Origin of the sequence: Streptomyces sp. NPDC008121 (assembly GCF_042957155.1) — a bacterium.
Lineage (GTDB): Bacteria > Actinomycetota > Actinomycetes > Streptomycetales > Streptomycetaceae > Streptomyces.
This window is the reverse complement of sequence record NZ_JBIBHT010000006.1, coordinates 397480-413201: the sequence shown is the minus strand read 5'-3', so window position 1 is coordinate 413201 and position 15722 is coordinate 397480. Positions and strand designations below refer to the sequence as shown.

Genomic DNA, 15722 nt, shown 5'->3' with positions numbered 1-15722 from the left:
GCTGCGTGGGCTGCACGACCCGGGGGACGGCCCGAGACGAACGGGATGGTTCAGATCGATCTGGTGGTGCTGGGTACTGCCGGGGGTACTCCGGGCGGTACGGGCGGTGGAAGGTGTGACGTTCCCTGGAGGCACGCACCGCCCGGAGAGTCCTACAGGGTGCCGGTGAGCGCCTCGGGGCGGACCGGCGTCTTGTTGAGCTCCAGGCCCGTCGCGTTCCGGATCGCCGCGAGGACGGCCGGGGTGGACGACAGGGTCGGAGCCTCGCCGAGTCCCCGCAGGCCGTACGGCGCGTTGGGGTCGGCCAGTTCGAGTACGTCGACCGGAATGGTCGGCGTGTCGAGGATCGTCGGGATCAGGTAGTCCGTGAAGGAGGGGTTGCGCACCTTCGCGGTCTTCGGGTCCACGATGATCTCTTCCATCACCGCGACGCCCAGGCCCTGGGTGGTGCCACCCTGGATCTGGCCGACGACGGAGAGCATGTTGAGCGCCTTGCCGACGTCCTGGGCGGTGGCGAGCTCGATGACCTTGACCAGGCCCAGCTCGGTGTCCACCTCCACCACCGCGCGGTGCGCGGCGAAGGTGTACTGGACGTGGCCGTCGCCCTGGCCGGTGACCAGGTCGAACGGGACGGTCGGGCGGTGCCGGAACTCGTGCTCCTGGTCGATGGACTCGCCCTCGAGGACGTCCGCCAGGTCCGCGAGGACCTCGCCGCCGTCGGTGACGACCTTGCCGCCCTCCAGGAGCAGCTCGGCGGTGGCCCACGCCGGGTGGTACGAGCCGAACTTGCGGCGGCCGATCTCGAGGACGGACTCGCGCACCTTCTCGCAGGTGTTCTTCACCGCGCCACCGGTCATGTACGTCTGCCGGGAGGCGGACGTCGAACCGGCGGAGCCGACCTGGGTGTCGGCCGGGTGGATCGTCACCTGCGTGACGCCCAGCTCCGTGCGGGCGATCTGGGCGTGCACGGTGACACCGCCCTGACCGACCTCGGCCATCGCCGTGTGGACCATGGCGACCGGCTCGCCGTTGATGACCTCCAGCCGCACACGGGCGGTGGAGTAGTCGTCGAAGCCCTCGGAGAAGCCGACGTTCTTGATGCCGACGGCGTAGCCGACACCGCGGACGACACCCTCGCCGTGCGTGGTGTTGGACAGACCACCGGGAAGGGCGCGGACGTCCGCGTCCTCGCCGGCGGCGAGCCACTGCTGCTCCGGCGGCATGGGGCGGGCCTTGACCCGGCGCAGCAGCTCGGCGACCGGGGCCGGCGAGTCCACGACCTGGCCGGTCGGCATGATCGTGCCCTGCTCCATGGCGTTGAGCTGCCGCAGCTCCACCGGGTCCATGCCCAGCTTGGCCGCGAGCTTGTCCATCTGCGCCTCGTACGCGAAGCACGCCTGGACCGCGCCGAAGCCGCGCATCGCGCCGCAGGGCGGGTTGTTGGTGTAGAGCGCGACGGCCTCGATCTCGACGTCGTCGATCACGTACGGACCGGCGCCGAGGGAGGAGGCGTTGCCGACGACCGCCGGGGAGGCGGAGGCGTAGGCGCCGCCGTCCAGCACGATCCGCGCCTTCATGTGCGTGATCTTGCCGTCCTTGGTGGCACCGTGCTCGTACCAGAGCTTCGCCGGGTGGCGGTGCACGTGCCCGAAGAAGGACTCGAAGCGGTTGTAGACGATCTTGACGGGCTTGCCGGTGCGGAGCGCCAGGAGGCAGGCGTGGATCTGCATCGACAGGTCCTCGCGGCCGCCGAAGGCACCGCCGACGCCGGAGAGCGTCATCCGGACCTTCTCCTCGGGCAGGCCGAGGACCGGGGCGATCTGCTTGAGGTCCGAGTGCAGCCACTGGGTGGCGACGTACAGGTCGACACCGCCGTCCTCGCCGGGCACGGCGAGCCCGGACTCCGGGCCGAGGAAGGCCTGGTCCTGCATGCCGAAGACGTACTCGCCCTCGACGATCACGTCGGCACGCTTGCGCGCCTCCGCCACGTTGCCGCGGATGATCGGCTGGCGGTGCACGATGTTCGGGTGCGGGACGTGACCGGCGTGGTGGTCGTCGCGCCCCTCGTGGATCAGCGGCGCGTCCTCGGCGAGCGCGGAGGCCTCGTCGGTGACGACGGGCAGCTCCCGGTAGTCGATCTTGACCTTGGCGGCCGCCCGTCGGGCGGTCTCCGGGTGGTCGGCGGCGATCAGGGCCACCGGCTCGCCGTGGTGGCGTACCCGGCCGTGCGCCAGGACGGGGGTGTCCTGGATCTCCAGGCCGTAGTTCTTCACCTCGGTCGGCAGGTCGTCGTAGGTCAGGACGGCGTACACGCCGGACATCGCGAGGGCCTCGGAGACGTCGATGGAGACGATCTCGGCGTGCGCGACGGTCGAGCGGAGCGTCTGGCCCCAGAGCATGTCCTCGTGCCACATGTCCGAGGAGTACGCGAACTCACCGGTGACCTTGAGGGTGCCGTCCGGGCGGAGCGTGGACTCCCCGATGCCGCCCTTGGTGTGGCTCTGGGTGACGTTCGTCGGCGTACCGGCCGGAACCGTGCGGGTGTTCTGAGCCATGGTCAGACCGCCTCTCCCTGACGGGCGGCCGCCAGGCGGACCGCGTCGAGGATCTTCTCGTACCCCGTGCACCGGCACAGGTTGCCGGACAGGGCCTCACGGATGTCCTGGTCGGACGGGTCGCCCTGACGCTCCAGGAGCTCGTCGGCGGCGATCAGCAGACCGGGGGTGCAGAAACCGCACTGGACGGCGCCGGCGTCGATGAACGCCTGCTGGATCGGGCTCAGTTCGATGCCCTCACCGGTCTGCGAGTCCTGACCGGGCTTGGCCTCCCACTGCTTGGCGGAGTCCAGCGAGGTGCCGCAGGCGCCGGAGGCGCAGCCGCCGTGGGCCCCGTGCTCCTCGCGCTGCTTGGCGAAGTCGGCCAGGCCCTCGACCGTGACGACGTCGCGGCCCTCGACCTGTCCGGCGGCGACCAGACAGGAACAGACCGGCACCCCGTCGAGACGGACCGTGCACGAACCGCACTCGCCCTGCTCGCAGGCGTTCTTCGAGCCGGGCAGGCCCATCCGCTCACGCAGGACGTAGAGGAGGGACTCGCCCTCCCAGACGTCGTCGGCTTCCTGCGGACAACCGTTGACCGTGAAATTGACGCGCATGGTTATGCAGCTCCCTCAAGCGTGCGGCCGGTGCCGCGGTACTGCTCCCAGGTCCAGCCGAGCTGACGGCGGGCCATGATGCCGACGGCGTGGCGCCGGTACTTGGCGGTGCCGCGGACGTCGTCGATCGGGTTCGCGGCACCCGAGCACAGCTCGGCGAACTGCTTGGCGATCGACGGAGTGATGATCTTGCCGCTCTCCCAGAAGCCGCCCTCCTCCAGAGCCGCGTTCAGGAAGGCCTCGGCCTCCTTGGCGCGGATCGGGGTCGGCGCGGCCGAACCGATGCCGGTGCGCACGGTCCGGGTCTCCGGGTGCAGTGCCAGGCCGAAGGCGCAGACCGCGATGACCATCGCGTTGCGGGTGCCGACCTTGGAGTACTGCTGAGGGCCGTCCGCCTTCTTGATGTGGACGGTCTTGATGAGTTCGTCGGGCTCCAGCGCGTTGCGCTTCACACCCGTGTAGAACGCGTCGATCGGGATGAACCGGTTGCCGCGCACCGACTCCACCTCGACCTCGGCACCCGCGGCGAGCAGCGCCGGATGCGCGTCACCGGCCGGCGAGGCCGTGCCCAGGTTGCCGCCGACACCGCCGCGGTTACGGATCTGGGGGGAGGCGACCGTGTGCGAGGCGAGCGCCAGGCCGGGCAGCTCGGCCCGCAGGTGCTCCATGATCTGCGTGTACGGAACGGAGGCACCGAGGCGCACGTTCTCCTCGCCGACCTCCCACTCGCTCAGCAGCTCGATGCGGTTCAGGTCCAGGAGGTGCTGGGGACGCCGGTGGTCGAAGTTGATCTCGACCATGATGTCGGTGCCTCCCGCGATGGGCACGGCCGTGGGGTGCTCGGCCTTGGCGGCGAGCGCCTCCTCCCAGCTGGCGGGGCGAAGGAAGTCCATGGTGGCTCTCTTCTAGTGCTTCTAGTGATCGGGGGTCCGTCGTGCGGGCCCGGGATACGGCCGGCCCTCGACTTCGATTTCATGTTCATGTGCTGTTCACGCGATGTGTGGCCTAGTACACAAGCCCCGCAGGCTGGGGTGCAGTCACCGAAACCATGAAGGAGTTGGCTGGTGACCTTGTTCGTCTTGTAGATTCGAACGAAAGGCGGGGCTCGGCAACCTCGCCGTTTTCCCCTGGAAACGGTGGCGCCACGCCACCGACGACAACGCGACAGTTTTCGCGACGGACGACAAGGAACGGCGGAGACGAGATGCGGCTGCGCGCACTGCTGGAAACCGACGCGCTGGGGCTGCGCCTGCTCGGTGGTGACGAAGAGCTGGACCGCACGGTCCGCGGCGTGATGACCACGGACCTCAAGGACCCCAGCAGGTACCTGTCCGGCGGCGAGCTGGTCCTCACCGGCCTCGCCTGGCTCAGGGACCCCTCGGACGCGGAACCCTTCGTCCGCATCCTCGCCTCCGCCGGAGTCGCCGCCCTCGCGGCCGGCGAGGCCGAGCTCGGCGACATCCCGGACGATCTCGTACAGGCCTGTTTGCGCCACCGCCTGCCCCTCTTCGCGGTCAACGAGACCGTTGCGTTCGCAACGATCACGGAACACGTCGTTCGACAGGTCTCCGGCGAACGAGCAGGCGACCTCGCGGCCGTCGTCGACCGCCACCGACGCCTCATGACCTCCGGCCCCGCAGGCGGCGGCCCCGAAGTCGTCCTCGACCTCCTCGGCTCCGACCTGGACCTTCGCGCCTGGGTCCTCTCCCCCACCGGCCGCCAGATCGCCGGCGCAGGCGACCCCCTCGAAGCCGGCCTGGCCGCCACCCTCGCCGGAGAACACCTCGCCGCGACCCGCACCGGACGCCGCGGCCCACACCGCCTCACCCTCGGCGGAACCACCTACTCCCTGTTCCCGATCCGCAACACCGGCCGCGGAGCCGCCCCCGCCTCCCGCGACGTCCGCGAAACCGTGCTCTCCGACTGGCTCCTCGCCGTCGAAGCCGACGCCGGCGACTGGCCCGCCGCCCGCCTCGACCTCCTCCAAGGCGTCACCCAACTGATCGCCGTCGAACGCGACCGCCGCGACGCCGCCCGCACCGTACGCCGCCGGCTCGCCCAAGAAGTCCTCGAACTCGTCCAGACCGGCGCCGCCCCCGCCGAAATCGCCGCCCGGCTCCGCGTCGCCGCCCCCGTCCTCCTCCCCGGCCTCGGCAGCGCACCCCACTGGCAGGTCGTCGTCGCCCGCGTCGAATGGGACCAGGAAGGCACCCCCGGAACCGCCATCGACAGCGGCCCCGTCGCCCAAGCCCTCCTCGAAGAAATCCTCGTCGACCCCGCCACCGTCGGCGCCGACTCCGCCGACCGCATCGCCGTCGCCCACCACGGCGACGAAGCCATCGCCCTCGTCCCCCTGCCCGCAGGCCCCCTCCCCGACAGCGAGGACGAAAGCCCCACCCACGGCCTCGGCCTCCACGCCGACACCCTCCTCGCCGCCGTCCGCGGCCCCCTCACCTCCGGCCTCGCCGACGACGGCCGCCTCACCCTCGGCGTCAGCGCCGCCGTCCACTCCGCCGAAGGCCTCCGCGGCGCCCTCGAAGAATCCCGCCACGCCCGCCGCGTCGCCGCAGCCCGCCCCGGCCGCGTCTGCGCCGCCGGCCACCACGAGCTCGCCTCCCACGTCCTCCTGCTCCCCTTCGTCCCCGACGACGTCCGCCGCGCCTTCACCGCCCGCCTCCTCGACCCGCTGCGCGACTACGACCGCCGCCACCGCGCCGAACTCATCCCCACCCTGGAAGCCTTCCTCGACTGCGACGGCTCCTGGACACGCTGCGCCACCCGCCTCCACCTGCATGTGAACACCCTGCGCTACCGAGTCGGCCGGATCGAGCAACTCACCGGCCGGGACCTGTCGCGCCTGGAGGACAAGCTCGACTTCTTCCTCGCCCTCCGCATGAGCTGATTTTTTGAGGGCTCGGTTCGCCTCCGGGGCGCTTCGTGCGACTGTCGACAGTCGGACGTGCTCGCTCCCTCGTACCTCGGGACCTGCGCGCGACCTCCCTTTCGACAGCCGCGCGCCCCTTCGGCTCACTCGCCGAAGGCCCCAGGCCGGCCCGGGCAGGCTCACTCGCCGGAGGCGCGAGCCGGGCCCCGTGCTTCACCCGGTCGGGGCAACGCGGCCGGGGGAACCCATGGGCGGGCGAGATTCATCTTTTCGGGCGAGTCCGGGGGCGGCCGGAGGGGCGGGTTCCGGCGTCGCTCACCGGCGGCCGCCCCGGCCCTCCCCACGGGGCCGTCCGACAGGGCGCAGGTCGGCCGGATCAGGCGCCGATCCCGGGTACCGGACGTGTCCGTATACCGGTGCGCGCACGGCTCTTGTGAAATGATTCACTCGACCCCTTGGCCAGGCGCTCCCCTTCGTGCTGAGATGCGAGGCAACTCAACAGCTCAATGGCGCGCTCGGGGAGGGCAATGTGGCGGACACCGCCATGTCTGGTTCCGAAACAACGGATAGCGTCGAACCGTCCCTTGCCTACGGCAAGGAGACCCCAATGGAGACCGCCATATGGCGGCTGCGATCCCGCGGCTGCTGGACGGACGCGGCCGCCCTGCTCACTCCGCACGCCGCCGAACCCGCGGCGGCGCTCGAACGGGCCGCGCTGCTGATCGAACGCTGTCTCTACACCGAACAGGGCTGGGCCGACGCCGAGGAGGCCCTGCGGGCGGCCGAGGCGGTCGCCCAGAGCGACGAGGAACGAGGGGCCGCGGCATGCGAACGCGGCTACCTCGCCTACGCGTCGACGCTGCTCGGCGTACGGGACCGGGCCGACGAGGCCCGCGTGGCGCTCGGCCGGGCCGCCGCGCTGATCGGCCCCACCGCAGGCGGGCGCCCGCTGCTCGACCTGCGGCGCGGGCTCGTCGCCCAGAACCTCGGCGACTCCCCGCAGGCGGCCCGCGCCGCCTACCGCCGCGCCCACGCGGGCGCCGCCGACCGGGGTGACACCCTGCTGCTCTCCTCGACCTGGCGACACCTCGCCGGACTCGCCTTACGAGAAGGGGAGTTGGCCGAGGCACGACACGGCTTCGCCGAGTCGCTCCGGATCCGCGAGGAGCTGGGCTTCCTCGTCGGTACGGCCCCGGCCCTCACCGCCCTCGCGGACACCGAGACGGAACCGGAGGCACGCCGCCTCCGCGCCGAGGCGACCCGCCTCTTCCGGCTCCTGGGCGGCGTCCCGACCTGGCTGGCGGCCCAACTCGTCCCGCAGACCGCCGCCTGACGCGCCCCCACCGCACCGGCCGTGAGCGGCCGGTGCGGTGAAGGGCCCGGCACACGCGCTCACACCGCCGCGAGCTGAAGATCGATCCGTCCGATCAACTCGTCGCGCTGCCGCCGGAGTTCCTGCGGCGAGTAGTCGAGGGTGATGCGGTGCGCCTCGATCAGCGGGCCCAGCTCCGGCGGCGGCTCCACCACCCCCGAGAAGAGGGGCTCCGTCAGCGCCGCCGCCGACGGCTCCGCCGACGCACCGGCGGGAAGCGAGGCCGGGGTGGGCGGCAGATGTCCCGCCTGCCCGTGGAGCATGCGGGCGGACAGGATGGCCGCCTCCCACACCCGCATGCTCTCCAGCCGCACGTGCGAGGCCAGTTCGTCGCGCGCCGCGCACAGGTCGCTCCACGCCTCCTCGTGATCGCGCAGGGCCTCGCCGGCCCCCCGCACCAGCAGCCCGTACGCCGTACGCTCCTCGAGGAAGCCGCGCCGAGCCTCGGCCGCGCTGTCCGCGTACGGATTGTGCGCGACAACCTTCATCGCGACGGCGGTCAGGGCCAGGACCAGCATCAGCGCGGCCACCCAGCCCGGCGCGTACCGCGCCCCCTCGATGTCGCCCTCGCCGACCCCGGTCTCCCGCGCCCGCATCAGCGCCCACACCGTGACGACGAAGAGCACCGAGAGGAGGTAGAGCACGGGCAGCACGAGGGAGCCGACCAGCGCCCAGAATGGGTGGCGCCCGCTCAGCTCGTGCAGCCACTCCCGTATCCCGTGCAACGGCGCGGCGATCACGTGCCCGGAGAGCAGCAGGGCCAGGGCCAGGACCACCCCGGGCAGGAAGGAGACCGTCCGCTCGATCACCGAGACGGCCTCCGAACTGCTGGTGAGGTACTGGAACACCCGCATGAAGTACCACGCGTCGAAGACGGCCATCGCGGCGATCACCGGCCACCGCAACGCCCTGATCCACAGGTCGCGGCGCCGCCGGTCGCGCGCCCCGTCCCCGGCATGGCGTTTCTCGACGGCGTCGTGCGCCGCGCGGGCGGCCCGCAGCGAGGCGGCGGCCTCGAAGCGGGCGAGGGCGTGCAGGGTCTCCTCGGCCCGGGCGTGGGTGCCGATGGTCCGGGAGCGGGCGGCGGCGAGCTGTTCGCGGTTGTGGCCGACGATCTCGGCGACCTCGCGGGCCGCGCGCAGCAGCATCCGCATCTCGCCGTTGTCGAGGTTCTCAGGGGTGCGCTCCGGCCCCTGTTCGGCGCTCTTCACCAGGTGCCGGATGTCGCATCCGCAGCCGTGGTGGCAGGGGACGCCTCGGTGGTTCTCGGTCATCGGACGGTGTCCTTCTCTCCGGGTCGTGGCTCGGGGTGCGGCCCTGGTCGGACCGGCCGGTGGGGTCAGCGGCGGACGGTGACGGCGATCTCGACCCGCCGGTTGCAGGCCATCGCCGCGTGGTCCGGCTCGCCGTCGCGGTACTCGGGTGTGCAGCGGGGCCGGTCGTCGGAGTGGCCGCGGGCCGACTCCACCGCGATGCCGCGCGCGGTGAGGGCGGCGCGGACGGCCTCGGCGCGGTCCCGCGAGAGCCGCTTGCCGCGCTCCTCGGTGCCCCGCGAGTCGGTGTGCCCGGAGACGGCGACGGAGAGGGGCCCCAGCTCCCGGATCCGCTTCGCCGCGGCGTCCAGCGTGCCGCGCGCCTGCGGCGACAGGGCGGAGGTGTCGGTCGCGAAGAGCACCGAACCGGGGAGCGTGAGCGTGGTGACCCGCCCGGCGGGTCGCTCCGACACGGCGGGGAAGGTGACCGCGGGCTCCTCGGCCACCTGCCGCTCGGCGGCACGCTCCCCTGCCTTCCGGGTGCGTCCCGAGGCCTCCGTCCGGCAGTCGGAGGCGCCGGCCGCCCGGCACAGGCGCGTCCAGAGGGTCGTCAGCCAGGCGGTCTGCACGGACGTCGGCACGGGTCCGCCGGCCGTGAGACCGATGCCCACGAGCTGGACCTCGACTCCCCGCAGAGCGGGCAGTTCACCCGCCGAGCGGCAGCGCGCGACGATCGCGTCGATCTCCGCGGTCCCGTCGAACCCGGCCTGCCGAAGGTCGGCGCAGCCCGTGTTGGCCAGCCCGTCGGTCGCCACCAGGACGCGGCGGCGGCCCTCTCCGGGGCCGAGCTGGTCGACGGTCGCCGCCAGGGCGCCCAGCGGGTCCGTACGGCCCGACCGCGGTGCCCCGGCCGACGCCTGCCGGAGCCGCTCCACCAGACATCCGCGCCGGGCCCGGCGTTGGTCCTCCTTCGCTTCGTCGGTGCCCTCCGCGTGGGTGACGGAGGCCGCCTCGGCCTCCCAGTCGACGGTCGCGCGGGTGCCGTCGAAACCGGCTATGGAGAGGGTCCCGCCCTCAAGGCCCGCGAGGTCGAGCCTGCGGACCAGGGTCGCGGGCCAGTCCGGGACCGGGGCTCCCGGAGCGGTGCGGGCTCCGGGCCGGGCGGAGGAGCTCCGGTCGACCAGCACGGCGGTGCGCGCCGTGCCGCCGACGTCCTCGGCCGACGGGTCCAGCCAGGCGCAATGCCGGACCTTCGGGGCCTCGAAGGCCGCACAACCGCTGCCCGCCACGGCCGCGGAGAGCGCGAGGGCCCCGGCGAGGAGCCGGCCGGGCAGCGCGCGGGTCAAGAAGGACATGGTGCTCTCCCAAGTGAGTCGAATCCGCATTTATGACTGTTCTCGGCCGGGGCCGAGGCCGTTACTGGGAGTCCTCGACCACCTCGATGCCGGGAGGCTCCCCATGTCCCACTCCGCTGCCGCGTCCGGCGGCACCGCCGACGCTTCCGACAGCTCCGACGCCGGCCCCGCCGCGACGGGTTCGCGCTCCGCGGAGCGCACGGCGGCCGGTCTGCGCTCCGGTCTCGCCGTCTACACCTCGCTCCAGGCGTCGAACCAGTTCGCCGACGCCAAGGTCGGCATCCTGGGCGCCGTCCAGGCGGGTCTCGTGGCCGCGTCCGTACCGCAGGGTGCGGTGGTGCGCGAGGCGTGGACGCGTGGCGGTCCGGGGGCGTGGGTGGCCGCCGGGCTGCTCGTGCTGCACGTGGCGGCCTTCCTGCCGGCCGTGTACTGCGTCGCCCAGGCCCTCCGGCCCCGCCTCGCGCCGCCGCCCGCCCCGAACCGGTTCAGCCTGCCGTTACTGGCCTCGGCGGACGGCACTCCCCCGTCGCAGGACGACGAGGCGGAGCGGGCCGAGATCTGGCAGTTGATCCCGATCCTGGCCCGGGTCGGAATGGCCAAGCACCGGTACATCGCGCGGGGTGTCGTCTGGACGGGTCTGATGGCCCTGGCCGCCGGTCTCTCCTTCCTCGCCGGGCCGCTGCTGCTCTGACCGCAGGCGCCGCCGGGCGCCCGCCCGTCCCCCTGTTCAGCTCCGGGAACTCCGGGGCTGGGGAAGGGGCTCGGGCGGGCCGACGGCGGGACCGGGCTCCCCCGCCGGGACGAGTCCGAAGAGCCGCATGGCCCGGCCGAGCTGCCGTTCGTTGTCGGTGACGAACTCGAAGAGGTCGTGTGCCTGGTACTCCTTGCGCTGCCGTCCGACGAGCGTGATGAACTGGTCGAGCTGCTTCTGGCGCTCCCGGAACATGGCGCTGACCTCGGACGCGGCCTCCTCGGGCCGTTCGGCCAGGAGGACCGCCCACGGCGTCAGCCACGAGGCCGACTCGTCGTCGGGGCCGACGTCGACCAGGCCGCTCGCCAGGAAGGCCCGCCACTCCTCGGCGACCTCGCCCAAAAGCCGTACCCGCAGCGACGACTTGGCGTAGTCGTGCTCGATCTGCTGGAGCTCCAGGGCCGCCTTGCGCTGCTGGTCCACGATCTCCTGCGGCGGCCGGACGACGGTGCTCGTACGGCACGTCACGAGACCGCTGTCGAAGCATTCGCCCTCGCGCAGCGCCTCGTTGACCGCCTGCTCGGCGTCCTGCGCGTGGAATGGTTCGTAGTGCCGGGTGATCTCGCGGACGCGTTCGGCGAGCCGCTGCGGCAGGTCCGCCTGATAGCCGTCGACGGCGCGGCTGAGGGCGAGGGTGTCGAGGCGCCCTTCGGCGCACCAGTCGCAGCGGATCTCGATCCGGAAGTCGAACCCGCCTCCCTTGGAGGGGGTTTCGAAGGCGACCACGGATTCCCGGTGCACCTTGACGATCTCGGGCACGTCCACCGTCACGGGGGAGAAGACCGGTGCGTCGGGTTCCGCCCGGCGGCCGAAGAGGGAGCGCAGCCAGGAGATCGGGCCGCGGCGTGGTGTGCGGGTCATGTCGACCACCTTTCGGTCACGAGGGAGTTGAACTGGGCGGCCGCGTCGAAGCCGACTCCTTGGTGGCTCCACAGCCGGAGGAAGAACAGGAACCGCTCGCGCAGGCCGGCGGCCGAGCCGTCGTCGAGGAACAGCTCGGTGACGAACGCGACGAGCGTCGTGTCGAGTCCCGGCTCGTCCCCGGACCGCTCGATCCACGAGCGCAGGGAGTCCCAGCCCCGCTGCGGGACCCCGGGCCGGGGGCTGGACAGGGTGCCGCGCATCAGCCGGAGGAGATGGCCGTGCTGCACCGGGTCGGCGAGGAATCCGGTGACCGCGAGATCGCCCCTGAACCTGCTGAGCTGCTGCAGGCACGCGGCCGCCTCGCCCCGGAGCCCGGAGTGCGGTGACTCCGCCCAGGCGGCCAGCCGCTCGATCGTCTGCTCCCGCGCCCCCGCGGCGTAGATCTCCCGGACGGCGGACCGTACGCCTCTCAGGCTCGTTCCGGCGATCCTCTCCAGGCTGCCCAGCGCCTCCAGCGGGTACCGCGCGCCGATCGCGGTGCCGTACGCCACCTGGGCGCACGCCTGGCGGTCCCGCCGCCGGGACCAGTCGCGGAGCAGCCGCTGGACACGCGGAGCGAGCACGGGGTCGGCGGCGGCACGCTCCAGTGCCCAGGCGGCCGCGTGCCGGCGCCGGTCGGCGTGGTCCCCCTTCGCGGTCGCCCAGGGGACGAGCAGCTCCTCCAGGACGTAGTCCCAGTCGAAGCCGGCGAGCAGGCCGGCGGCCTGGGCGGCGGACACGCGGATGTCCTCCTCGCCCCGGACGACCAGGCTGTCCAGCCAGGCGAGCAGCGGGGCGCGGGCTCCGCCGTGTTCGAGGCACAGCGTCTCCAGCAGCGCCTCGCCGAGGCCGGGCCGGGCGATGCGCACCCGGCAGTCGGGGTGGCCCTCCTCGGCGGGCCCGCCCGAGCCGTCGATCCGCTCCACGACGGAGGTGTCGAGCCAGTCGGAGAGGCCTTCCTCGAAGAGCCGCATCTCCGGTTCGACCGAGGGCGAGCGCACGCCGTGGAGCAGCGCGGCGAGCTGGTGGGACTCCCGGCTCACCCGGCTCAGCCGCCCCCCGTCGAGCACGACACAGGCCAGCAGGAAGGCCCGGGCCCAGAGGGAGACCTCCTGCTTGCCGCCCTGGGGGCCGGCGCCCCGCACGGGGGCGCGGAGCAGTTCCTTGGCCTTGGCCCGTAGCTGTGCCTGGAAGCCCTGGGCGATGGTGTCGACGTCGTCGCCGTCGCGCTCGCACCGCTCCAGCCGCCGCGCGACCGCATGGATCTCGGTCAGGGTGGTGCGCCCGTTCAGTCCCGCCCGGACGCTGTCGTGCCGCAGCAGCTTCTCGCACGCGCCGGGGCGGTCGGTGAGCCGGACGGCCAGGTGCCGTGCCAGGGCCTCGAACCGCAGGCCCTCCGGGACGCGGTGTTCGACCACGTGCGCGTCGAGGCCGTCGACCGGCACCTGGTCGTCGACGACGACGACCAGCGGGCTGCGCCGGTAGGTCACCTCCTTGAGTCGGCTGAGCAGTTGGGGGCGGAGTTGGGACGCCCAGGGCCGGCCGTCGCCCTCGACGACGTGTCCCCGCCCCGCCTGGAGGTCGCCGCCCCGGCTCAGCAGCCGCTTCAGGTCCATCTCCGGGTCGAGGAGCACGACTTCGGCGTCCATCACCTCCTGCGCGGCGAGGAGCGCGGTGGTGTACCTCCCGGAGCCGGGCGCTCCGCGGAGCACGGCGACACCCTCCTTGAGGAGCAGTGCGGTGAGGGCGCGGTGGCTGTCGGGCTCCACGTACCGCTCGCGCAGCCGGTCGAGGTCCTCCTCGCGGATCCGGCCGTCGACGGGGTCGGCGTGCGGAGCGGAGGCGTAGTAGTGCTTGTTGATCGTCCCGGCCGCGTCGCCGGCGCCGAAGCCGACCGCTCCGCCGGCGACGCGTATGCCCTGGAGTCCCCGGCGGCGCAGACCGCGGATGTGGTCGGCGACCGCCGGGTCCTCCTCGGCGTACTGTTCCGCCTCCTCGGTGCCGTCCCGTGCGCCCGGCCGTTCCTCCGGCGGTTCGTCGTCGGCCGTGGTCACGGGCCCGCTGTCGGACGTGAGGTGCTCTGCCATGACGCCGCCCCGCTCACCGGTAGTAGTTCTTGTTGATCGTGCCGGTGGTCGCGTCACCGCTGCCGTAGTGGACGACCCCCTCGTTGCGCTCCACGACGTGGGTGGGGCCGGTCCGGGTCCCCTCCCCCGGCTTCGGTTCCGGGTCGGCGACCAGTTCCGCCAGCTCCTCCGGTCCGTGCTCGGGTACGTGGATCCAGCCGTAGCCGGTGAACTCCTTCTGCTTGACGTGCACTTTGTCGAAGGTCCGCGGGTCGAGGCCCTGGCCGCGGAGCCGGACGACGTCCTGGTAGAGACGGTCGGAGACGATCAGCGCGAGGTCCGTGGAGTCGATGCCCTCCAGGACCCGCTTGAGCTGGGCGGCGTTGAGGTAGCGGGCGAGGGCGACGGGGGCGGGGCCGGCGTAGCCGAGGGCGGCGGTGCGGGCGACGCCGGTGTCGACGGCGAGGCGCAGCCGCATCCGCTCCGCCGTGTCCCGGTTGGCGTTGCGGACCCCGAGCCGCTGGCTCAGGTGGCGGACGAAGTCGCCGAGGACGACCGACTCGGGCGTGTCGAGGGGAAGGACGGCGAACTCCTGGTCGCCCTGCGGCTGTCGCTCCCAGGTGGTCCGGTCGAGACCGCTGCGTTCGGCGGCCTCCTCCAGGAGGCGTACGAGGTCGGACTGGACGGTCTCCTGTCCGAGGGTGTCGAGCAGGCTGTACTTCTCCACGTCCGCCGCGAGGCAGAGGCGGCGCGGGATCGACTCCTGCGCGGGCAGGGGAAGAGAGGGCTGGTTGGTCACGGAGGGGCCACCTGACTGCCGTAGTGGGCGGGCTCGGGCGTCAACTGTGCACCGGGGTGCGCGAAACGCGGAGTGGGTCGTAGAAATACGGAATTGGGAGGTGGGAGGGGCCGGAAGGGCGCCGTCCACGGGCCTCGCGGGCCCTCGACCGGGAGGCCCGGGTGGCGCCCGGCGCGGGTCACGGGCGGGGTGGCGCGGCGAGACCCGGCGCGGGTCAGGTCCGGGAGCGGGCGTCCGGCAGGGACGGGGGCGCCCGGGTGGGCGGCGGGCGGGGGCGGGGGCTTCGGGGAAGGGGCGGCGGTCTTCGGGGGCGGGCCAGGCTTCGAGGGCGGGTCGGGGCCGGGCGGCTTCCGGTACGGGCGGTTTCCGGTTCGGGCGGCCTACGGCTGCGCCGTCAGCCCTGGTCCTCGTCCATGCGGGCGACCCGGCGGAGCCGGTCCAGGTCGAGCACGGTGGTGCGCCGGTAGCCCGTCGTGATCAGGTCGTCCCGGCGCAGTTCGGCGAGCGCCTTGTGGATCGTGACCTCCGCCGAGCCGGTCAGCGCGGCCAGCTCCGGCTGGGTGAGATCGACGCCGATCACGAGACCGCGGGGCACCCGGTGTCCGTACGAGGCCGCGAGTTCGGCCAGGACGCGGGCGAGGCGCACCTTGACCGGGAAGCCGCCGAACTCGACGCGGCGGCGGTTCGCCCAGCGCAGGCGCTGGGTGACGATCCCGGCGATGGCCAGGGCCGCCTGGGGGCGGGTGTCGAGGAAGAGACGGAGGTCCGACTCCCGGACGATGCTGGCCGCGATGTCGCCGCAGGCGGTGACCGTGGCGGACCTCGGCGCGTCGTCCATGGCGGCCATCTCGCCGACGATGTCACCGCCGACCCGGATCGCGAGCAGCGCCTCGTGCCCGTTGGCGAGGCGCGCGGTCACCTTGACGAAGCCGGAGCGCAGCAGGACCACATGGCGGGAGCGTTCTCCCTCGTGCATCAGGATCTCTTCCGGGACGTACCGGCAGCGGGTCCCGATGTTCAGCAGGTCGGCGCGCACGGCTTCCGGCAGCGCGCCGAGGAAACTCCCGGTCGGCCACCCTTCCCGGTCCCGCTGTTCGGATTGCGGTGTCACGGACATCCCCCTATCCCCCGGCCCCACTCCGGTCCGTCGGCGACCACTCGCCTCACCTGCTACAGAAGAGCAGG

General features: G+C 72.9%; 12 protein-coding genes. 3 read left to right on the top strand and 9 right to left on the bottom strand.

Going from position 1 to position 15722, the window contains the following annotated elements; all coding sequences use genetic code 11:
* Positions 1 to 152: 152 nt before the first annotated feature.
* Genes pucD through ACFZBD_RS22170 form a run of 3 tightly spaced genes read right to left on the bottom strand, consistent with a single transcriptional unit; the run spans position 153 to position 4047 of the window.
* The gene (gene pucD / locus ACFZBD_RS22180; RefSeq protein WP_391141978.1) at positions 153 to 2555 is read right to left on the bottom strand and encodes a xanthine dehydrogenase subunit D; all 2403 of its coding nucleotides are present in this window, start codon (positions 2553 to 2555) and stop codon (positions 153 to 155) included.
* A gap of 2 nt (positions 2556 to 2557) precedes the next feature.
* On the bottom strand, positions 2558 to 3154 hold the full coding sequence (locus tag ACFZBD_RS22175) for a 2Fe-2S iron-sulfur cluster-binding protein (protein ID WP_391141975.1): 597 nt from the start codon (positions 3152 to 3154) through the stop codon (positions 2558 to 2560).
* Positions 3155 to 3156: 2 nt separating this feature from the next.
* On the bottom strand, positions 3157 to 4047 hold the full coding sequence (locus tag ACFZBD_RS22170) for an FAD binding domain-containing protein (protein ID WP_391141972.1): 891 nt from the start codon (positions 4045 to 4047) through the stop codon (positions 3157 to 3159).
* A 311-nt stretch (positions 4048 to 4358) separates the two neighbouring features.
* Between ACFZBD_RS22170 and ACFZBD_RS22165 the strand changes: the two genes are divergently transcribed.
* Both ACFZBD_RS22165 and ACFZBD_RS22160 read left to right on the top strand, forming a co-directional pair.
* A complete protein-coding gene (locus tag ACFZBD_RS22165; RefSeq protein WP_391141969.1) occupies positions 4359 to 6056 on the top strand; it encodes a PucR family transcriptional regulator ligand-binding domain-containing protein in 1698 nt (565 codons plus the stop codon).
* Between the two features lie 526 nt (positions 6057 to 6582).
* Positions 6583 to 7371 (top strand): hypothetical protein, encoded by a 789-nt coding sequence (locus ACFZBD_RS22160; RefSeq protein WP_391141966.1) that lies wholly within the window; start codon positions 6583 to 6585, stop codon positions 7369 to 7371.
* 59 nt (positions 7372 to 7430) lie between these two features.
* Here the strand turns inward: ACFZBD_RS22160 and ACFZBD_RS22155 are convergent, their stop codons facing one another.
* Together ACFZBD_RS22155 and ACFZBD_RS22150 are read right to left on the bottom strand one after the other, a co-directional pair.
* Positions 7431 to 8684 carry a hypothetical protein gene (locus ACFZBD_RS22155; protein ID WP_391141963.1) on the bottom strand — a complete coding sequence of 418 codons (1254 nt, stop codon included), beginning with the start codon at positions 8682 to 8684 and terminating at the stop codon, positions 7431 to 7433.
* A 65-nt stretch (positions 8685 to 8749) separates the two neighbouring features.
* A complete protein-coding gene (locus ACFZBD_RS22150) occupies positions 8750 to 10018 on the bottom strand; it encodes an OmpA family protein (RefSeq protein WP_391141961.1) in 1269 nt (422 codons plus the stop codon).
* 103 nt (positions 10019 to 10121) lie between these two features.
* Between ACFZBD_RS22150 and ACFZBD_RS22145 the strand changes: the two genes are divergently transcribed.
* Positions 10122 to 10709, top strand: a complete 588-nt coding sequence (locus ACFZBD_RS22145) for a hypothetical protein (RefSeq protein ID WP_391141958.1) — start codon at positions 10122 to 10124, stop codon at positions 10707 to 10709.
* Between the two features lie 36 nt (positions 10710 to 10745).
* Here the strand turns inward: ACFZBD_RS22145 and ACFZBD_RS22140 are convergent, their stop codons facing one another.
* The 4 genes from ACFZBD_RS22140 to ACFZBD_RS22125 form a co-directional block, all read right to left on the bottom strand.
* Positions 10746 to 11630: a hypothetical protein gene (locus ACFZBD_RS22140; protein WP_391141957.1), complete on the bottom strand. Its 885-nt coding sequence runs from the start codon at positions 11628 to 11630 to the stop codon at positions 10746 to 10748.
* Positions 11627 to 13759 (bottom strand): hypothetical protein, encoded by a 2133-nt coding sequence (locus ACFZBD_RS22135; RefSeq protein WP_391141954.1) that lies wholly within the window; start codon positions 13757 to 13759, stop codon positions 11627 to 11629. Before ACFZBD_RS22135 ends, ACFZBD_RS22140 begins: the two co-directional genes overlap by 4 nt.
* A gap of 13 nt (positions 13760 to 13772) precedes the next feature.
* The gene (locus ACFZBD_RS22130; protein ID WP_391141951.1) at positions 13773 to 14537 is read right to left on the bottom strand and encodes a hypothetical protein; all 765 of its coding nucleotides are present in this window, start codon (positions 14535 to 14537) and stop codon (positions 13773 to 13775) included.
* Between the two features lie 394 nt (positions 14538 to 14931).
* A complete protein-coding gene (locus ACFZBD_RS22125) occupies positions 14932 to 15648 on the bottom strand; it encodes a cyclic nucleotide-binding domain-containing protein (RefSeq protein ID WP_391141949.1) in 717 nt (238 codons plus the stop codon).
* Between the last annotated feature and the right edge of the window lie 74 nt (positions 15649 to 15722).